This is a genomic window from Pseudomonas syringae group sp. J248-6 (assembly GCF_032586995.1).
Taxonomy (GTDB): Bacteria; Pseudomonadota; Gammaproteobacteria; order Pseudomonadales; family Pseudomonadaceae; genus Aquipseudomonas; species Aquipseudomonas amygdali.
Window position 1 is genome coordinate 1 of record NZ_JAWHOP010000011.1, and the last position, 14,925, is coordinate 14,925.

At 59.3% G+C, this 14,925-nt stretch carries 11 protein-coding genes; all 11 read left to right on the top strand.

Going from position 1 to position 14,925, the window contains the following annotated elements:
* The first annotated feature begins 547 nt into the window (after window positions 1–547).
* The 11 genes from RYC17_RS15450 (at window position 548) to RYC17_RS15500 (ending at window position 14,922) form a co-directional block, all read left to right on the top strand.
* On the top strand, window positions 548–1,873 hold the full coding sequence (locus RYC17_RS15450; RefSeq protein ID WP_046835351.1) for an MFS transporter: 1,326 nt from the start codon (window positions 548–550) through the stop codon (window positions 1,871–1,873).
* 170 nt (window positions 1,874–2,043) lie between these two features.
* Entirely contained in the window at window positions 2,044–2,922 is an 879-nt protein-coding gene (gene dapA, locus RYC17_RS15455) for a 4-hydroxy-tetrahydrodipicolinate synthase (protein ID WP_004664412.1), read from the top strand.
* Window positions 2,923–2,932: 10 nt separating this feature from the next.
* On the top strand, window positions 2,933–4,102 hold the full coding sequence (locus tag RYC17_RS15460) for an iron-containing alcohol dehydrogenase (RefSeq protein WP_122258554.1): 1,170 nt from the start codon (window positions 2,933–2,935) through the stop codon (window positions 4,100–4,102).
* Window positions 4,099–5,358, top strand: coding sequence for a four-carbon acid sugar kinase family protein (locus RYC17_RS15465; RefSeq protein WP_219169666.1), 1,260 nt, complete (start codon window positions 4,099–4,101; stop codon window positions 5,356–5,358). The genes RYC17_RS15460 and RYC17_RS15465 overlap by 4 nt, the downstream gene beginning before the upstream one ends.
* Window positions 5,351–6,385, top strand: a complete 1,035-nt coding sequence (gene pdxA, locus RYC17_RS15470; RefSeq protein ID WP_005731526.1) for a 4-hydroxythreonine-4-phosphate dehydrogenase PdxA — start codon at window positions 5,351–5,353, stop codon at window positions 6,383–6,385. Before RYC17_RS15465 ends, pdxA begins: the two co-directional genes overlap by 8 nt.
* A 78-nt stretch (window positions 6,386–6,463) precedes the next feature.
* Entirely contained in the window at window positions 6,464–7,879 is a 1,416-nt protein-coding gene (locus RYC17_RS15475) for a sodium:solute symporter family protein (RefSeq protein ID WP_005744538.1), read from the top strand.
* Window positions 7,866–8,990 carry a sialidase family protein gene (locus tag RYC17_RS15480; protein ID WP_316903661.1) on the top strand — a complete coding sequence of 375 codons (1,125 nt, stop codon included), beginning with the start codon at window positions 7,866–7,868 and terminating at the stop codon, window positions 8,988–8,990. Before RYC17_RS15475 ends, RYC17_RS15480 begins: the two co-directional genes overlap by 14 nt.
* Before the next feature lie 54 nt (window positions 8,991–9,044).
* Window positions 9,045–9,731, top strand: a complete 687-nt coding sequence (locus tag RYC17_RS15485) for an SDR family NAD(P)-dependent oxidoreductase (protein WP_058408790.1) — start codon at window positions 9,045–9,047, stop codon at window positions 9,729–9,731.
* A gap of 39 nt (window positions 9,732–9,770) precedes the next feature.
* On the top strand, window positions 9,771–10,541 hold the full coding sequence (locus tag RYC17_RS15490) for a DeoR/GlpR family DNA-binding transcription regulator (protein WP_058408791.1): 771 nt from the start codon (window positions 9,771–9,773) through the stop codon (window positions 10,539–10,541).
* A 293-nt stretch (window positions 10,542–10,834) separates the two neighbouring features.
* Window positions 10,835–14,233 (top strand): toxin VasX, encoded by a 3,399-nt coding sequence (locus tag RYC17_RS15495; protein WP_316903663.1) that lies wholly within the window; start codon window positions 10,835–10,837, stop codon window positions 14,231–14,233.
* Window positions 14,230–14,922, top strand: a complete 693-nt coding sequence (locus tag RYC17_RS15500; protein ID WP_058399993.1) for a hypothetical protein — start codon at window positions 14,230–14,232, stop codon at window positions 14,920–14,922. The genes RYC17_RS15495 and RYC17_RS15500 overlap by 4 nt, the downstream gene beginning before the upstream one ends.
* The last annotated feature ends 3 nt before the right edge of the window (window positions 14,923–14,925 follow it).

The following is a 14,925-nucleotide window of genomic DNA, read 5'->3' on the forward strand; positions in this document are numbered from 1 at the left end:
GCTGCGAGTTTTGCCTGCTCTGTATATTTACCCATGACGCCTCCAAAGGTTGCGTCCAACCTTCGGGGGTCATACCACTCCAACGTGGGAATGCAGTTCTGGACGCTCTGCGTCCGATCTTGAGCCGTGTCGCAACGAGGACGCGGAGCGTCCTGAAAGGCATGCCGACGCAGAGCGTCGCACGATAGCGGTAGTGAGATCATCGTTCCGCACGCTCCAGCGTGGGAATGCAGTTCTGGACGCTCTGCGTCCGATCTTAAGCGGCGTCGCCAAGAGGACGCGGAGCGTCCTGAAAGGCATGCCGACGCGGAGCGTCGCACGATAGCGGTAGTGAGCTCTGCGTCCAATCTTGAGCCGCGTCGCAAAAGGACGCATAGCCACCTGATGCAGGCCAGCGGAGAGCCTTACGTTGTGCAATCACACAACGCACACCCTTCACAGCCGTGCAAAACCCCAAAGCGTTTTCATGGACACCGCCCTATGATCGGGAGTGCACCCGACAGCTCCATCGCTGCATAAAAACAACAAGCACAGAGGAACACACGCCATGACCGCTACCTCGACCCACGAGGCGGGCGACGCTGACGGCAATCATGTCTACCGTCGCATCACCCTGCGCCTTATCCCGTTTATCTTCATCTGCTACCTGTTCAATTACCTGGACCGCGTGAATGTCGGCTTCGCCAAGCTGCAGATGCTCGACGCCCTGAGTTTCAGCGAGACGGTCTATGGCCTCGGTGCCGGTATCTTCTTCATTGGCTACGTGCTGTGCGGCCTGCCCAGCAATCTGGCGCTGAACCGTTTCGGGCCGCGCCGCTGGATCGGCCTGATGATGATTACATGGGGCATCTTCTCGACCTGCCTGCTGTTCGTCACCACGCCGGTCGAGTTCTACGTGCTGCGCTTTCTGACCGGCATGGCAGAAGCCGGTTTCTTCCCCGGCATCGTGCTGTACCTCTCGCGCTGGTACCCGAACCAGCGGCGCGGGCGGATCATGGCGTTGTTCATGTCGGCCATTCCGGTCTCCGGGCTGTTGGGCGGTCCGTTTTCCGGCTGGATCCTCAACCACTTCGCCGCAGGTCAGGGCGGCATGGCGGGCTGGCAGTGGATGTTCCTGATTCAGGGCCTGCCGACCGTGGCGCTCGGTGTGCTGGCGTTCGTTCTGCTGTGTGACAAGGTCGAGGACGCTCGCTGGCTGACGCCTGAGCAGCGCCAGCGGGTCAAGACCGATATCACCAACGATGAACTGAGCCGCCCGGTGCAGGGTAAAAGCTCGGTGGCTTCGGTGCTGAGCATGCCGTTCATATGGATTCTGGGCTTTATCTATTTCTGCATTCAGAGCGGTGTCTACGCAATCAACTTCTGGCTACCGTCAATCATCAAGAACCTCGGTTTCAGCGATGCCCTGGTGATCGGCTGGATCAGCGCCGTGCCTTACCTTATGGCAGGCGTGTTCATGCTGCTGGTCGGCCGCTCCGCCGACCTGCGCAATGAGCGCCGTTGGCATTTGGTGGTGCCGATGCTGATGGGCGCCACGGGCCTGATCATCGCCGCCAACTTCGCGACAGTGCCCATCATCGCCATTCTCGGCCTGACCATCGCGACCATGGGTGCCCTCACCAGCCTGCCAATGTTCTGGCCCTTGCCAACCGCACTGCTCAGCGCCAGCGTTGCAGCGGGCGGGCTGGCGCTGATCAACTCGATCGGCCAGATGGCAGGGTTCCTCAGCCCGTATCTGGTGGGCTGGATCAAGGACCAGACCGGCTCGACCACTCTGGCGCTGTACTCGCTGGCCGCGCTGACCATCGTCGGCAGCCTGGTGGCCTTGCGAGTCAGTCGTCAATCGGCAGGCAAGGTTGCGGCGACTGCCTGAACCTAACCACACAGTTCTCTTGAGCCAGGCCATGCGCCTGGCTTTTTGATTGAACCTGTCACTTTCAGGCAGAAAACCTACCCGCACGTGAAAAAAACGATCAAAACGCTTGCCAGCAATGATTGATTCAATCACTATCGTTTTACTAAAAATAAAACGAGAACCTGGCCATGCAATTTCGCGGCATCATTCCAGCTCTGGTCACACCCTTCACCGCTGATCAGCAACTCGACGAGCAGGCCCTGCGCAATCTGATCGAAAACCTCCTGAATGCAGGCGTTCACGGGCTTTTCGTACTGGGCACCAATGGCGAATTCTTTACCCTTTCCGAATCGGAAAAACTCAAAATCGCTCGAATCACTGTCGAAGCTGCGGCAGGACGTGTGCCGGTTGTGGTCGGTACCGGCGCATTCGCTACGCATGAAGTGATTGAAATGAACAAAAAGATGATTGATGTGGGCGCAGATGCCCTGTCGATCATCACGCCGTACTTCAACGCCATCAGCCAGTCCGAGCTGATCAAGCACTACACCGCCATCGCCGACGCTTCCGAGCTGCCGCTGATGATGTACAACATCCCGGCCAAGACCGGCATGTCGATCGGCATCGGTGCAGTGGCAACCCTCAGCCAGCATCCGCAGATCAAGGGCATCAAGGACAGCGCCGGCAATTTCGACGCACTGGTGCAGATGATGCAGTACCGCAGCGACGACTTTGCGGTGTTCGCCGGAACCGACTCGCTGATCTACTGGAACCTGCTGGCTGGCGGTGACGGCGCTATTGCTGCAACCGCCAACGCCGTGCCGGAGGTGGTCATGTCGATCTGGAACAACTTCCAGTCAGGCAACCACGAAGCGGCCCGTGCCGCGCAGGAAGCCCTGCGCCCGCTGCGCGATGCCTTCGCGCTGGGCACCATGCCGGTGGTGCTGAAAACCGCAACGCAACTGCTCAATGTCCCGGTCGGCCCATGCCGTGCGCCCGTGCAGCCGCTCGATGCCGCCGCACTGGAAAAACTCCAGAACCTGTTGGCCGTCTACCGCCAAGCCTGAGGTAATCGCGATGTCTGCTACCTACCACTTCCAGACTGTGAAACATGTGGTCCACGGCCCCGGCAGCCTCGATCTGCTGAGCGAAAAACTGCCGTTGCTCGATGTACCTGTAAAAAGCGTGATTCTGGTTACCCAGAACGCCATGCATAACCTGGGGGTTACCCAGCGCGTCACCGAGCAACTCAGTGCGCAGAATATCCGTGTGCACATGATTGATAACGTCGAAATAGAACCGACGCTGGAAAATATCGAGCGGGTATTCCGCGAGGATGTTGCGCCGCACGCCCCGGACGCCCTGATCGCGATTGGCGGGGGCAGCGTGCTGGATGCCGCCAAGCTGTTCGCCGTCATGCTGACCAACGACACGCCGCTCAGAGACCTGCTGGGCATCGACAAGGTGACTCACCCCGGCAAGCCTATGGTGCTGGTCCCGACCACGTCCGGTACGGGGTCGGAAGTGACGCCCAATGCCATCGTCACTCTGCCCGATGAAGAACTGAAGATAGGCGTCGTCAGCCGTCATCTGCTGCCGACGCTGGTCATTCTCGACCCGCTGCTGACCCTCAGCCTGCCGCGCCCGATCACCGCCGCGACCGGCATGGATGCCTTCACCCACTCGCTGGAGTCCTTCATCTCCACCAAGGCCAACCCGATCAGCGATGCGTTTGCGCTGGAATCGATGCGCCTGATCGCAGGCAGCATTGTCGAAGCCTGGCAACAACCGGAATCGGTTCGCGCACGTGGCGACATGCTGCTGGGCTCGATGTATGGGGGCCTGGCGCTGACCGCCGCCGGAACCGCAGCGGTGCATGCACTGGCTTACCCGCTGGGTGGCAAGTTTCACGTCACCCACGGCGTGGCCAACGCCATGCTGTTGCCCCACGTGATGGCTTTCAACCTGGACAGCTGCGCCGAACGCCTCAAGCGCGCGGCACTGGTCTGCGGCGTGGCACAGCAGGACGACAGTAACGAGACCGCTGCCCACAAGCTGATCGAACAGATTCGCCAATGGACCCAGGTGCTGAACATCCCACAGAACCTGCGTGAATTCGGGGTTGCCGAAGAGCATCTGGCGGACATGGCGGTAGCGGCTTCCAAGGTCACACGCCTGATGACCAACAACCCCAAAGCCCTCAGCCTGGATGATATTCAACAACTGTACCGGTGCCTGCTGCCATGAGCCGCGCCGAATTTCCGGGCCTGCTGATCATTGCTGACGACCTGTCGGGGGCAGCCGATTGCGCAGCGGACTTTGCTTCACGGATCGACACTCACGTGGTCCTGACCGGCAATGCCAAAGACTTGTCGGGGGTGATCGCCATTGATGCCGACTCACGTCGCCTTGACCCGCAACAGGCCGCCGAACAGAACCGCGCAGCCCTGCAACAGCAGTCCCGAATCGGTATGGCGCTGTACAAGAAAATCGACTCCACACTGCGCGGCAACGTCGCCAGTGAGGTCGATGCCTTGCAAGGCCTGCGCGGCATGGCGCTGGTCGCTCCGGCGTTCCCGGCCATGAAACGCACGACCGTTCAGGGCGTGCAATTGATTGACGGTGTGCCGGTCGATCAGAGCGATGTCTGGCGCAACGAGAATCTGCACGGCACCGGCAACCTGCTGGATCTGTTTGTCGCGCAGGGCCTGCGTACCCAGTGGCTCGGCCTGGACATCCTGCGTGATTCTTCACGGCTCAAAACCACATTGCGCAACGCACTTGAACAGGGTGTGCAGGCGCTGGTCTGCGATGCAGAACTGGACAGTGACCTGCTGCAACTGGCCCAGGCATCGGTGGCCTGGCATGACGAACTGTTCTGGGTTGGCTCGGCCGGGCTGGCTCGCCATCTACCGCACGCCTTCGGGCTGGCCGAAGCCTTGCCGATCAAGGTCGAGCCGCGTTCACCGGTGCTGACCGTGGTGGGCAGCATGTCCCGCCATTCCCAGGCCCAGGCCGACCGGCTCGCACAGGCCAGCAAGCCACTGTGCCTGACACTGCAACCGGCAACGTTACTCAATGAAGATGCGCACGCCGAGCGCGCCGCAGCGTACCTGCAACTCCAAGAACATCTGACCGACGGGCGAGATGTGCTGGTACGCCTCGATCAACAACAACGCGACCCGGCGCAGGCGGCCACATTGAGCAACGCGCTGGCGCAGTGGCTGGCCCCCGCCCTGCCCCATGCCGGTTCAGTGCTAGCCACCGGTGGCGAAACCGCCAGAGCCATTCTGATTGCTGCGGGTATCAAACGCTTGACCCTGTTTGGCGAACTGGCCACCGGCGTGGTCCTGGCCGAGGCCCGGCTGGGCAAACACACGCTCAATGTCGTGACCAAAGCCGGGGGGTTCGGCAACTCCGACACCTTGCTCACCGCCTGGCAAATGCTCCACGCACCGGCTGCGACCGGCACCCCTTTCAACGAGGAAGCTTCCTATGTCTGAGCGTCTGTCTGAACGTCCCGTCATTGGTATCACCATGGGCGACGCCGCCGGGGTGGGACCGGAAATCATCATGAAAATGCTCACCCACGCCTCGGTGTACGCCACCTGCCGTCCGTTGGTGATCGGCGATGCCCAACGCCTGGAAGACGCCAACCGCATCGTCGGCAGCCAGTTGCGCGTCAACAGCATCGCCAGCCCTGCAGAAGCCCGTTTCACCCAGGGCACGGTGGACTGCATCGATCTGGGCTTGATACCCGCTGACCTGCCCTACGGCAAACTGTCAGCGGTGGCCGGCAATGCAGCCTTCCGCTACATCGAGCGCACCGTGCAACTGACTCAGGCCGGTGAGCTGGACGCCATATGCACCGCCCCGCTGAACAAGGAAGCGCTGCACGCAGGCGGGCATATCTTCCCAGGCCACACCGAAATGCTCGCGCACCTGCTGGGCATAGAAGAAGTCTCGATGATGTTGATGACCCCGACCTTGCGCGTCATTCACGTCACGACGCACATCGGCATCATCGACGCCATTGCGCGGATCGAGCCAGGGCTGGTCAAGCGCACCATCGAACGCGCCCGGGAAACCCTGATCCGCGCCGGTATCGAAAATCCGTTGATCGCGGTGTGCGGCATCAACCCGCATGCTGGGGAAAACGGCCTGTTCGGTTATGGCGAGGAAGCCACCAAGATTCAGCCCGCAATCGATGAACTGCACGCCCGCGGCTGGCGCGTCGAAGGCCCGCTGCCCGCCGACACGCTGTTTTTCCGCGCCGGACGTGGCGACTTCGATGCGGTGGTTGCGATGTACCACGATCAGGGTCACGGCCCGGTCAAGGTCATGGGCCTGGAAGCCGGCGTCAACGTAACCATCGGCCTGCCGGTCATTCGTACCTCGGTGGACCACGGCACCGCTTTCGACATTGCCGGCAAAGGCATTGCCGACGAACGCAGCCTTATCGAAGCCATGCGTCAGGCCGTGGAACTGGCAACCCGTAAACGCGACACCCGCAATTCCATCGCCGTCTGAGGTCGTTACCGGTACTGACCCAACGATCCCCAGCGGCACCCCATAACGCGCCAGAACAACAACAATGGAGCGAGACTGATGGATACCTTCAACGCGCAAGACACCTCGATCATCATCGGCATGGTGGTCGTCTATATCGTCATAACCACCTGGATGAGCATGCGCCTGCGCAGCAAGACCAGCGAGCAATACATGGTCGCCTCGCGCACCATGCCCGCCTTCGTCGTCGGCGTGCTGATGATGTCCGAGTTCATCGGTGCCAAGTCGACGGTCGGTACGGCACAGGCCGCATTCGAGAGTGGTTTCGCCGCCTCCTGGTCGGTGATTGCCGCGGCTATCGGCTTTCCGCTGTTCGGCCTGTTGATGGCACGCAAACTGTACAGCTCCGGTGAGTTCACCATTTCCGGCTTCATCGCCAAAAAATATGGCACCTCCACCAAGCTCGCGGTCTCGATCATAATGATCTACGCGCTATTGCTGGTGAACGTCGGTAACTACGTCAGCGGCGCGGCAGCCATTGCCACGGTATTGAAAATAAACCTGACCACCGCGGCGTTCATTACGGCGATCATCAGCACGCTGTACTACGTGTTCGGCGGCCTGAAAAGCGTGGCCTACATGAGCATCCTGCACACCGGGGTGAAATACATCGGTGTATTGATCGTACTGGGCGTGGCGTTGAAAATGACCGGTGGCTTCAGCCCTGTGGTGCAGAACATGCCCGAGCATTACTTCACGTGGGACGGGGCCATCGGCGGCTCGAAAATCATGGCCTGGATCATCGGCACGGTCGGCGCGATTTTCTCCACGCAGTTCATCATTCAGGCCATCTCCTCGACCCAGAATCAGAACGCGGCACGCCGCTCGACCTTCTACGCCTCGCTGCTGTGCATCCCGATTGCCCTGGCGCTGGGCTTCATCGGTGTCGCCTCCAAATACCTGCACCCGGAAATGAGCAGCCTGTACGCCCTGCCGATCTTCCTGCAATCGATGAGCCCGGTATTGGCAGGCGTGGTGACCATCTCGCTGGTTGCCTCGATTTTCGTCAGCGTCAGCACCGTGGCGCTGGCCATTGCCTCGCTGGTGGTCCGTGACTTCTACGTGCCGTGGCGCAAGCCGTCGGTGGATCAGGAGTTCAAGACCACCCGCCTGATTGCACTGGTGATCGGTTTCGTGCCGCTGTTCTTCGTGTTCTTCGTGCCCGAGATCCTTAACCTGTCGTTCTTTACCCGTGCCCTGCGGCTGTCGATTGCCGTGGTCGCCATGATCGCGATCTACTTGCCGTTCTTCGGTTCGGGCCGAGGCGCTACCCTGGGGTTGATCGCTTCAGCCATCACCACCAGCGTCTGGTATCTGCTGGACAACCCCTACGGCATCGACAACATGTATATCGCGCTGGTGACACCGGCTATCGTCATTGCCATCGAGCGACTGCTGCCGCAGTCCGCGTCGTCCAAACCTGCTCAAACCGAGGTTCCCCATGCCAACCGCTGATACCCGCCAGGACGCGTTCCTGCCAACGCCTTACGCGCAGAACCATGCCGCGAACCTGCACGAGCTGGCCGACGGCACCCTGCTGTGCACCTGGTTCGCCGGTACTCAGGAGGGCATGGCCGACATCTTCGTGCTGCTGTCGCGCCGCGACCCGGCCACCGGCGTCTGGAGCGAGCCGCAGAAAATGTCCGCAGATGCGTCCCGCTCGGAACAGAATCCGATTCTGTTCCAGGCACCCGGTGGCCCGTTGTGGCTGATCTGGACAGCACAGATTTCCGGCAATCAGGAGACCGCCATCATCCGCCGTCGTCTGTCACTGGATAACGGCCAAAGCTGGGGGCCGATTGATACCCTGTTCGACGAGCCCGGCACCTTTGTGCGCCAGCCGCCAGTGGTGCTGGATAACGGCGACTGGTTGCTGCCGGTCTGGTACTGCATCACCGGGCCCGGCGAAAAGTGGGTCGGCAACCATGATGTCAGCGCGGTGATGATCTCCACCGATCAGGGCCACAGCTGGTCGCGCCATGACGTGCCGGACAGCACTGGCAGCGTGCACATGAATATTCATCAATTGCCGGACGGCAGCCTGCTCGGCCTGTTCCGCAGCCGCTGGGCAGACTTCATCTACAGCAGCCGCTCAACCGACCGTGGCCGCTCCTGGAGCGCCCCGACGCCGACCGAACTGCCCAATAACAATTCGTCGATCCAGTTCGTGAAGCTGGCGACCGACGAACTGGCCCTGGTCTACAACCCGGTCAGTGCCGAGGGCCACGCCCAGCGCCGGGCCTCGCTGTACGACGAAATCGAGGATGAGGGCGACGACCGCGTCACACCGGGCGCACGTCAGGACGGCAAGGCAGCGGTGTGGGGCATCCCCCGCGCACCGATGAGCCTGGCGATCTCCCGCGACGGCGGGCACAGCTGGCCGACCCGGCTGGACCTGGAGCTGGGTGACGGCTTCTGCCTGACCAACAACTCGCAGGAAAAGCTCAATCGCGAGTTCTCCTACCCCAGCATCATTCAGGCCGCCGATGGCAGCCTGCACGTCGCGTTCACCTACTTCCGGCAGAAGATCAAGCATGTTCACCTGCCGCTGAACGCGATCCGCTGACCCACCCGCGTCGATTAGCCTGTTGCCGATCGACGCCTTTGCGGAGCCCATGTCATGCCCGAACCGATTCAGTCCGTACTCGTCACCGGTGCCAGCTCCGGCATCGGCAAAGCCATTGTCACGCGCCTGCTGGAACAGGGCCTGCGGGTCACCGGTCTGAGCCGTCGTGCGCCGGACCTGCAACACCCGAACTTCACCTGGCGCGAGTGCGACCTCAATGACTTCGCCGCGCTGGACAAGGCGCTGCAACAGACGCCACACATCGATGCGCTGATCCATGCGGCAGGCTTCATGCGCACCGCGCCGCTGGGCGAGCTGAACGACGCCGATGGCCAGGCCATGTGGCATCTGCATGTCGCTGCTGCCAGTCACATGGTCAACGCGCTGTACCCACGGCTGCGCGCCGGTTCGCGAATTCTGATGATCGGCAGCCGGACCATGCAGGGTGCCGCCGGACGCAGTCAGTACGCTGCCACCAAAGCGGCGCTGCAAGGCATGGTTCGTTCCTGGGCCATCGAACTGGCACCACGCGGCATCACCGTCAACCTGATCGCCCCTGGTGCCACCGAAACGCCCATGTTGCTGGCCCCCGGACGCAGTGGCACGCCACCGCGAAAGCCGCCCATCGGCCGCTTTGTGCAACCGGATGAAATCGCCGGTCTGGCGGCCTTTCTGCTTGGCCCCGACGCGGGTGCAATTACCGGGCAAAGCCTGGTGGTGTGCGGCGGTGCGTCGTTGTAAGGTTGCATCCCGTTTCCAGGCTTTAACGCAAGGGCTGTAATGAAAGTCGCCAACCGTCGTCAAGCGATACTCGAACTGGTTCTTTCCGGCAAATCCAACGTGGACGAGCTGTGCGCCCAACTGGGCGTCTCGGAAGCCACCGTACGCCGCGACCTCACAGCCCTGGCCGAAGATGGCTTGATCCTGCGCACCTATGGCGGCGCGGCGCATGTCGGCCAGCGCGAACCGGAAACCTCGCTGGAAGAGCGCAGCCGCCAGCACAGCCAGGAAAAAATGGACATCGCCCGTGCCGCGCTGGCGCATATCAACGATCACGACACGCTGTTTCTTGAAGGTGGCACCAGCACCAGCGCACTGGCGCACATTCTCAACCAGCGACGCGGGCTGCATGTAATCACCAACAACCTGTTGGCCCTCAGCGATCTGGCGCTGATACCCGAAGGCCGTATTACCGTGCTGGGCGGCACACTGCGGGCATCGAGCATGTCGACTTATGGTGTGGCGGCGCAGGCAGCGCTGGAACACCTGAGCGCCGACAAACTGTTCATCAGTGCCGACGGCGTGGTGGCCGAACTGGGCCTGTGCGAGGCCAGCGCCGAGCAGGCGTACCTCAAGGAAAACATGCTGGCGCGTGCCGCACAGGTCTTCGTACTGGCCGACGTCACCAAGCTGGGCCGCGCGCGTCAGCAGCACTGGACACCGTTACGCCAGCCCTGGACGCTGATCACCAACCCGGTGGATGACGAGTCACTGCTCGCCCCATTCAGGGCTCGTAAGGGCATTCAGGTGGAAATTGCCCTGCCCGGCTGACTTCACGCTCATGGCATAAAACCGTGATGTGCAAATTCTTGCGCATCACATGACCGCTGAAACTGGTCACGCCCCATATACAAAGCCCTCCAGCACCTAAACGAGCTTGCGCATACATGCGCAAAAGCCTGCGCAATATTTCGCATTTTTTGCCTGATTATTGAGCTTTTTTTAATTTTTTAAACGCTATCCATCTGTTTTTAATAGAAAAAAATATTATCGGCACACATCTTGGAATGTACGTCTGCATACAGCAGGCGAAATTGCCCGCTTCTGCGCAGAGAGTTTCCCGCATGACCGATAAACACGGCACACACCAGCAACGACGCGCCGCACTGTTCCCCAAGACTCCGGCGACGGCCATCAGCCTTTGCCCGTTCAGAGGACCGAACGTCGCCATCGTGCCGGTGCGCTACGCGCTGGATAGATCCCGCTACGACGCCGCGCCGGAGCAACTGAAGCCGTTGCCGAAACAGGGCAAATGGGCGCTGATGCCGACACTGGAAACACGCATCTACACCCTTCGCCAGCTGTACGACGGCTACGTCTATGTGTTCGACGAAACCGCCGAGACGCTGCATGAATATGTCGCTTCAGCAAACAACGGCCATCTGAGCCGCATTGTCTGGACGGACGCGCAGATCGGCAGTGACCAGAGAAGCGGCGCCAGCGATGGCAAGCCCTTTCTGCTCTACCCGAGACGTAACACACTGCACATCGCCTTTTCCCCGCAGCAATGGACATGGCGAGTTTGCGAGCATATGCGCTCCAGCGCCTCAAGCCGTGCGCTGTGGATGAAAGTACTCGACCTGGCCAGTTACTGCATCACCATGGCCGAGCTGGACACCCTGCCGTTGAACCGTATCGCCGAGGCCGTGGCGGACATCGACAAGGGCCATGTCACTGACGACGGCCGTTTCGCTGACTCGGCGATCCCCACTGCTCGCCCGCTGTCGGAAGACGCCGAAACACATCCGTTATGGGCACCACTGGGTGCTGATGTTTTTTGGCAAGGCAGCGTCGACGATCAGGACAGTTCCCTGCTCATCGCCCTTGATGACCCGCTGGCCGTTTTCAATGATCTGGGCATGCAACTGGCCGCTGATCAGGCGGCTTTTCGGGAATGGCAAAGCGCGCATGAACACAAGATCCAGATTGCCCAGACTGTCTCCGGACTGTGTGGTGCCGAGAGCGACCCGCAAAAACTGCCAGCGTCGGTGCGCGGCAATGCGGCACTCACGCACCGGTACCTGAGCGAGGTCGAAGCGTACTTCGAGCAATGCATCCTTGAAGAAGCACAGATCAGCAGCAGCAACGTTCCCGGAGATTTTCTGCTGCTGCCGGACATGTTCAAGAGCCTGGACATGCGCAAATCGATCGAAGCACGTTACGGCAGCGTCCCTACCGAAGAGGCCGCACAGACCTGGAAAGATCGCCACAAATGGCGGCGCGAAGTCGATCTGGCCAGCGCGCGCCAGTATCTTCAACAGCATCTGCCAAGCGGAGACGCACTGCTGCAACAGGTACGTGACACTCAACGCGATTTTCAGCTCTGGGCAACACATATCGGCACAGACCCGTTCAAACTGTTTATCGATACCACCCGCCCAACACAACTGCTGTACCTGCAAACGATCATGCTCAACCTGCAGATCATTTACGCCCAGGACAGCGCAGCCACCACCTGGCTGGCCGAGCAGGAAGCCAACGCCAGCACGCTGTTTGGTACCTTGCGCTACGGCTTCTCACCCGCGCTCAAACAAGCACTGCACCAGGAGGCCGACGCGCTGCTGAACGGCCTTGGCGACGTCACCAACCTGGCTACACGTATTGGCGAACTCAATGGCGCCCTCAATCACCAGGGCTTTGCCGACAAGCCGTGGATGAAGGCGCTTAAGCAACCTGTTCAAGGTACCTTCAAGGCTCTCGGCGAACTGGCCAGCGGCGCAGGCAAGGCAACGCTCGAGAGTATCCTGCTGGCCTGGGTGCCCATCGACAGCCGCATGGCCCTGGGCAAACAGCAGAACATCGTCGCATTGCTTCGCACCCTGTTGATCGGCCAGATTTTGCTTGATTCGAAGGCGCGTATTGCAGTCGATCAACAGGTATTCACCAAGCTCAAACAGTGGATACGCGAGTGGCAGGTCCTCAACAAGCAGATCAGCGATACCCGTCGCAGCTGGCTTTATCCAACCGCTTACAACACCCGCAAAAGCAACGCCAGCCACCTTCGCGCCCTCGAGGAAAAACTTCGTCTGCATGAATTGAGCATCCCCGCCCTGCTCGACTATCAGAACAACCAATACGCAAAGCAGTTGCAGGACGAGATTCGCCTGCACTTCCAGTCCGGCAAAACCATGGCGAAAGACTGGCTGACCACCGCCAAGCGCTGGATCGATGGGCTGGGAGGAATTGCCGGGGCGATCACTTGGGGCGTGATCATGCTCAACTTCATCAATACCGCGCTCACTTATCGGGACCTTACTCGGGATGGAGACTTCAGTGCCAAAGATATTGGCAAGGTGACATATGGACTGGGGTATAGCTTCAACCTGTTGATGGCGGTGTTTGTTGAAGCACCGTGGGCGGTTATCAGTACGGCGAAGCCCGTGGTTATTGGTACGTACACAGTGGGCATTCTTGATCAATCGGCGGCTTATTGGAAAGCACGGGGTAATGCGGTTTGGGGGGATGCGATATTTGGGTTCAGGGTTTCGATGGTGGCGATGGGTGGGTTTGGGATTGTAGCGGCTGCGCTTGAACTATTTGATATCACAGATGATTTTTACACAGCGAAAACCTTAGAAGAAGAGTATGGGCTTCGTATAAAGTGGTCTTCTGTATTAATGATGGGATTTGGTTCTGCAGCCCAGTTATTCGCGGGGATTTTTCCCGCTAGTACTTTTACGATTATCGCGATGAATCCATGGTTCAGCGTAGCTCTGTTCGCAACAGGCTTTATTTATCTCCTTGCTACGATGGCCCTGAATTATTTCAAGCAAGACAGTGTCGGCTGGTGGCTACGCAAGTGCTGTTGGTCAAAAACCATAGACTATCGCTACGCAGAGACAGCAAACGGTGAAAATGAAGAAATACAGGCATTACTGGAAATCCAGCTATCACCTAAAATCCATGTAAAAAGCACCGTACATTATGAAGACCGTTACCTTGGCAAAGGTGATTACTACAGCGTAGCGGTACAAAATGGCGCAGGGATACAAGTGCGCTTGCCCAATCTGGTACGTGGTCAATCCGTACATTTCAATATTGTCAGTAGCAAGCGACCATGGGGCGTGCTGCCCGTAGAAAAAATAGACGACCCTCTGCATGAAGCTTTTCTAAACCGCGGGCAGTTCAGGAAAGCTGAACAGTTCGGGACGCTTGCCAACAAGCCTGCTGGCAAGGCAAGTGACGACTTCACCTACCCGTTGATGCCGCCCGAAAACGAAGACCTCATCTGGGAAACCTGGGTACCGCTCGACAAGGACGCAACGTACCTTGAGCTGCAAATCTGGTATCCGAACAATCTGATCAATCCTGGTCAAGACGATAGCGGCTATCTATTTCAGATGGATCTGGGCACAAGAGGCGATACTGACATTGATGGTTTGGCTGCTGTGGAACTTGAAGTAAAAGCATCAAGCAGGACCGGCACGCTGACCCTGGAAGTTGCAGAGGGTACACCTGTATGACTCAGCAAGAAAAAGCCCCGGGGCCGCCAAAAGGCAAGGATGTTCTGAACTGGAAAATTAAAACCCTCGCAAGGTCACCTAAAGAGATCATGATCACGCAGCTTGGATTTACGGCCTTCTATTTAATGGCAAGCTCACTTTTTATTTGGGTAGGCTGGGTAATGTTTTCAGACAGCCCGACTTCTCTGGTGTGCGTGATATTTGTACTTGGGGGCCACCTTGCCTATTTCGTAGGCCTGCTCATCCGCCAAAAAACCATCTACAACTACACCCTGAAAACCGACGGTGCCACAGTCGAGTACTACCTCCACTATCCCGACTTCGCCTCCGCACTTTTCAAAGGCATCGCTATTTTCGTCATCCTGGCATTCGTCCTCGTCGCCCTAATCACTGGGTCATTGCTGTTCCTGGTCGGTCCGGTGGCAATGGCTTTTGTCGCAGCCATCAAACTGCTGAACTGGGAAAACCCCGTCCACCATCGACAAACCGCCCCGTGGCATTTGCACGAATTTGTCACGGTTGATCACAAACGTCTGATGGTCATTATCCATTGCGAGGATATAACCAGCGGGTTCGCCACGCGTTTTCCCAGCAAGGCGCTTATGGACAAGTACCTCGCGTTCCTGCGCAAGGCACTTCCAGCGAACGCTCAATACATCGAAAAAGCCACTAACTGGCATCAGGGTTGATGC

Coding starts and splice junctions, on each gene's coding strand:
- dapA (WP_004664412.1), top strand. CDS start 2,044: ATGCAATTTCGCGGCATCATTCCAGCTCTGGTCACACCCTTCACCGCT.
- RYC17_RS15490 (WP_058408791.1), top strand. CDS start 9,771: ATGAAAGTCGCCAACCGTCGTCAAGCGATACTCGAACTGGTTCTTTCC.
- RYC17_RS15465 (WP_219169666.1), top strand. CDS start 4,099: ATGAGCCGCGCCGAATTTCCGGGCCTGCTGATCATTGCTGACGACCTG.
- RYC17_RS15460 (WP_122258554.1), top strand. CDS start 2,933: ATGTCTGCTACCTACCACTTCCAGACTGTGAAACATGTGGTCCACGGC.
- RYC17_RS15480 (WP_316903661.1), top strand. CDS start 7,866: ATGCCAACCGCTGATACCCGCCAGGACGCGTTCCTGCCAACGCCTTAC.
- RYC17_RS15495 (WP_316903663.1), top strand. CDS start 10,835: ATGACCGATAAACACGGCACACACCAGCAACGACGCGCCGCACTGTTC.
- pdxA (WP_005731526.1), top strand. CDS start 5,351: ATGTCTGAGCGTCTGTCTGAACGTCCCGTCATTGGTATCACCATGGGC.
- RYC17_RS15500 (WP_058399993.1), top strand. CDS start 14,230: ATGACTCAGCAAGAAAAAGCCCCGGGGCCGCCAAAAGGCAAGGATGTT.
- RYC17_RS15450 (WP_046835351.1), top strand. CDS start 548: ATGACCGCTACCTCGACCCACGAGGCGGGCGACGCTGACGGCAATCAT.
- RYC17_RS15475 (WP_005744538.1), top strand. CDS start 6,464: ATGGATACCTTCAACGCGCAAGACACCTCGATCATCATCGGCATGGTG.
- RYC17_RS15485 (WP_058408790.1), top strand. CDS start 9,045: ATGCCCGAACCGATTCAGTCCGTACTCGTCACCGGTGCCAGCTCCGGC.